The sequence below is a fragment of the Candidatus Baltobacteraceae bacterium genome (assembly GCA_036559195.1).
GTDB lineage: Bacteria > Vulcanimicrobiota > Vulcanimicrobiia > Vulcanimicrobiales > Vulcanimicrobiaceae > JALYTZ01.
The window spans coordinates 1-3,610 of sequence record DATBTN010000056.1; the positions used below are offsets into that span (position 1 = coordinate 1).

The window sequence follows — 3,610 nt, forward strand, 5'->3', positions numbered from 1 at the left end:
TCGAGGACGCCCGGCGGACGATCGATCCCGGCGATATCGGTATGCGTCGATGACGTGCTTGCTGCGCTCATAGTAGTAGTGTAACGAACTCTCGTCCACTTGCGTCCTAGCGGGCCCAATATCTAACCGCACGTTCAGCCAAGCGTGGCTTTCGCTTAAGGCGGGATTAACGGCCGGGTCGCACGCGACCGGACAAAGCCGCCCGGGCAACGAAAACGCCGCGGCGATGAGTGAATTGGAGACCCGCCTGGATCGCGGCAGCGATGTCTACCGGACGAACTTCGAACGAATGGACGGCCTGGTGGCCGAGTTGCGCGATCGGCTGAGCGCGACCCGCGCCGGCGGCGGCGAAGCCGCCACGGCCAAGCACCGAAAGCGGGGCAAGCTCACGGCTCGCGAGCGCGTCGATCGGCTCGTCGATCCGGGGGCCGACTTTCTCGAATTTTCCGCGCTCGCCGCCAACGGCATGTACGACGACGGGTCACCCGCGGCGGGCGTGCTCACCGGCATCGGCGTCGTTGAAGGCCAGCTCTGCGTGATCGTTGCCAACGACGCCACGGTTAAGGGCGGCACCTACTATCCGATGACGGTCAAGAAACATCTGCGCGCGCAAGAGATCGCCGAGCAGAACCACCTGCCGTGCATCTATCTCGTCGATTCGGGCGGCGCGTTCTTGCCGCTGCAAGCCGAGGTCTTTCCCGATCGCGAGCACTTCGGACGCATCTTCTACAACCAAGCGCGCATGTCGGGTAAAAAGATTCCGCAGATCGCGGCGGTCATGGGTTCGTGCACCGCAGGCGGCGCGTACGTGCCCGCGATGTCCGACGAGACCGTGATCGTTAAGGGGACCGGCACGATCTTTCTCGGCGGTCCGCCGCTGGTCAAGGCGGCGACCGGCGAGATCGTCACCGCCGAAGAGTTGGGCGGCGCCGACGTGCACACGCGCATCTCGGGCGTGGCCGATCATTTCGCCAACGACGACCTGCACGCGCTCGCGATCGTGCGTTCGATCGTCTCGAACCTGCATCGCGAGAACCCGCTGCAGTGGGACGCGATCGAATCGCGCCCGCCCAAGTACGACCCGCGCGAGATCTACGGCATCATTCCGTCGGACGCGCGAATTGGCTACGACGTGCGTGAAGTGATCGCGCGTATCGTCGACGCCTCGGAGTTCCACGAATTCAAAGCGCGCTACGGCACGACGCTGGTCTGCGGCTTCGCGCGCATCGAGGGGCACCCCATCGGCATCGTTGCCAACAACGGCATCCTCTTTAGCGAGAGCGCCCTCAAGGGCGCACACTTCATCGAACTCTGCGTGCAGCGCGGAACGCCGCTGCTCTTCTTGCAGAACATCACCGGGTTCATGATCGGTAAAGAGTACGAGAACGGCGGCATCGCCAAGGACGGCGCGAAGCTGGTGACCGCGGTCGCCTGCGCCGAAGTGCCCAAATTCACGGTCGTGATCGGCGGCAGTTTCGGCGCCGGCAATTACGGCATGTGCGGGCGCGCGTATTCGCCGCGCCAGCTCTGGATGTGGCCCAACGCGCGTATATCGGTGATGGGCGGCCCGCAGGCCGCGAGCGTTCTCTCGACGGTCAAAGGCGAGATGTCGCCGGAGGAGAAGGCGCGTTTCGAAGCGCCGATTCTCGAGAAATACGATCGCGAAGGCAGCCCCTACTACTCGACCGCTCGCATGTGGGACGATGGAATCATCGACCCGCTCGACACGCGCAAAGTCATCGCGCTGGGTCTCGACGCCGCCGCGCACGCACCGTTGCCGAACACCGCGTTCGGCGTCTTCCGCATGTAATGGCGGTGGTCGAAACGGCGCGGTTGCGCATCGTGGCGCTCACGAAGGAGCAGCTCGATCAATACATGGATCAAAACCCGCTGGTCGTGCAATCGCTCGGCGTCGGGAGCGTTTCGCGCGACATGTCGCCCGCGACGCGCAAATCGTTCGAGGACTTGATCGTCTCCAAGGCCCGCGCGGCCGTGGACTCCGAGCTGCTCTTCTACACGATCTGGACCGTCATCCACCGCGAGCTGAACCGAACCGTCGGCGACGTCATTTTTCGCGGGCCGCCCAACGACCGCGGCGAGATCGAGATCGGCTACGGTATGTACGCGGAGTTTCGCAATCGCGGCGTGATGACTGAGGCCGTGGCCGGCATGCTCGGGTGGGCGCGCGCCCGCGCTGACGTGACGACGGTCACGGCCACCACGCGCCCGGATAATGACGCCTCGATGGCCGTGCTGCGCAAGAACGGGTTCGAACGCGACGGACAGCTGGATGGGTGTCTCGTCTGGCGGTTTCCGGTGACGAGCCTATGAGCGCGCGTACGGGAATCGTTCTCGCGTATATCTTCATGTGCTCGATCTGGGGCACGACGTGGCTCGCGATCAAGGTGGGGCTGCAGTATCTGCCGCCGATCGCCGGCGCCGGAATGCGCTTCGTCGTAGCCGGGCTTTTGCTCTACGCGATCGCGGGCTTCGGGCGCAAAGTGCTGCCGTTGCACAAAACGCCGTGGAAGCTGATCGTCGTGCTCTCGATCTTCCTCTTCGGCCTCAACTACGTGTTGACGTACACGGCGGAGACGCGTTTGAGTTCGGGGCTCGTCGCCGTCCTGTTCGGCGTACTGCCGTTTTTTACGTTTGCCTTCGGGCATTATTTGATCGGCGAGCGCACGACACCCCGCACCTGGGTCGGGGCGTTTCTGGCATTTTGCGGCGTCGGCGCGATCTCGCTCTCGGGCGACGCGCGGGGCTCGGTATGGTTCGCGCTCGCGGCGATCGCCGCCGCCGCCTCCTCCGGCTTCGCCAACGTTTACGCGAAGCGGCACTCGGACGTCGATCCGATCGTGATCTTGCCGCCGGCCATGCTGCTCGCCGGCATCGTGATGTCGATCATCGGCTTCTCAACCGAGCACGTCGACGCGACGCACGCGTTGGCCATCCGCTCGATCGGTGCGGTGCTTTATCTCGCCGTTTTCGGCAGCGGGATCGCGTTCTTCCTGAATCTTTGGCTGCTGCAGCGCATTGAGGCGTGGATCGTCGGTCTTTCGGCGCTGATCATTCCGGTGCTCGCGGTGATCGTGGGCATCGTCTTCGGCGGCGAAGCGTTCGGCTTGCGCGAACTCATCGGCGCCGCCCTCGTGATCGCCGGCGTCTGGATCGCCCTCACCCGCACCCGCATAGCCGAAATCCCCACCTGCGAAGGGTGAGCGTCCTTCGACAGGCTCCGTCCTTCGACAGGCTCAGGATGACAAACGAGGGATAATGCGGGGGGGTGGTTGGGCCGATAGGGACGGTATGATTCGAATTGGGATGGTGATTGCGGTGCTTGCGCTGGTTATGGCCGCGCAGTGTTCGGCGGCGACGCTTTCCGGGCGCGGGGATGCGGTGGCGGTTTGGGTCGCGGGGGCGCCGGCGCCCTCCGCGGTGACGGTTGAAGTTCGCAATACCAACAAGGCGTTTATGCCCGACGTCATCGTGATCGGCGCCGGGAGTTCGGTGCGCTTTCCGAACGACGATCCGTTCTATCACAGCATTTATGCAAGCGACGGGCCCGACCCGTTCGACATCGGTTACTACGGGAACGGACCCGGCAAAG

General features: G+C 64.2%; 4 protein-coding genes. All 4 read left to right on the forward strand.

Translation table 11 applies throughout. The features are described from left to right. Positions 1–226 precede the first annotated feature (226 nt). Entirely contained in the window at positions 227–1,810 is a 1,584-nt protein-coding gene (locus VIG32_08165) for a carboxyl transferase domain-containing protein (GenBank protein HEY8297979.1), read from the forward strand. Positions 1,811–1,815: 5 nt separating this feature from the next. Further along, entirely contained in the window at positions 1,816–2,331 is a 516-nt protein-coding gene (locus VIG32_08170; GenBank protein ID HEY8297980.1) for a GNAT family N-acetyltransferase, read from the forward strand. Continuing rightward, the gene (locus VIG32_08175) at positions 2,328–3,221 is read left to right on the forward strand and encodes an EamA family transporter (protein HEY8297981.1); all 894 of its coding nucleotides are present in this window, start codon (positions 2,328–2,330) and stop codon (positions 3,219–3,221) included. Before VIG32_08170 ends, VIG32_08175 begins: the two co-directional genes overlap by 4 nt. Positions 3,222–3,309: 88 nt before the next feature. Then, the coding region (locus VIG32_08180; GenBank protein ID HEY8297982.1) for a hypothetical protein at positions 3,310–3,610 on the forward strand (301 nt) is incomplete at its 3' end.

Excerpts from the sequence above, each read along its gene's own strand:
- VIG32_08175 (HEY8297981.1), top strand. The coding sequence starts at position 2,328 with ATGAGCGCGCGTACGGGAATCGTTCTCGCGTATATCTTCATGTGCTCG.
- VIG32_08165 (HEY8297979.1), top strand. The coding sequence starts at position 227 with ATGAGTGAATTGGAGACCCGCCTGGATCGCGGCAGCGATGTCTACCGG.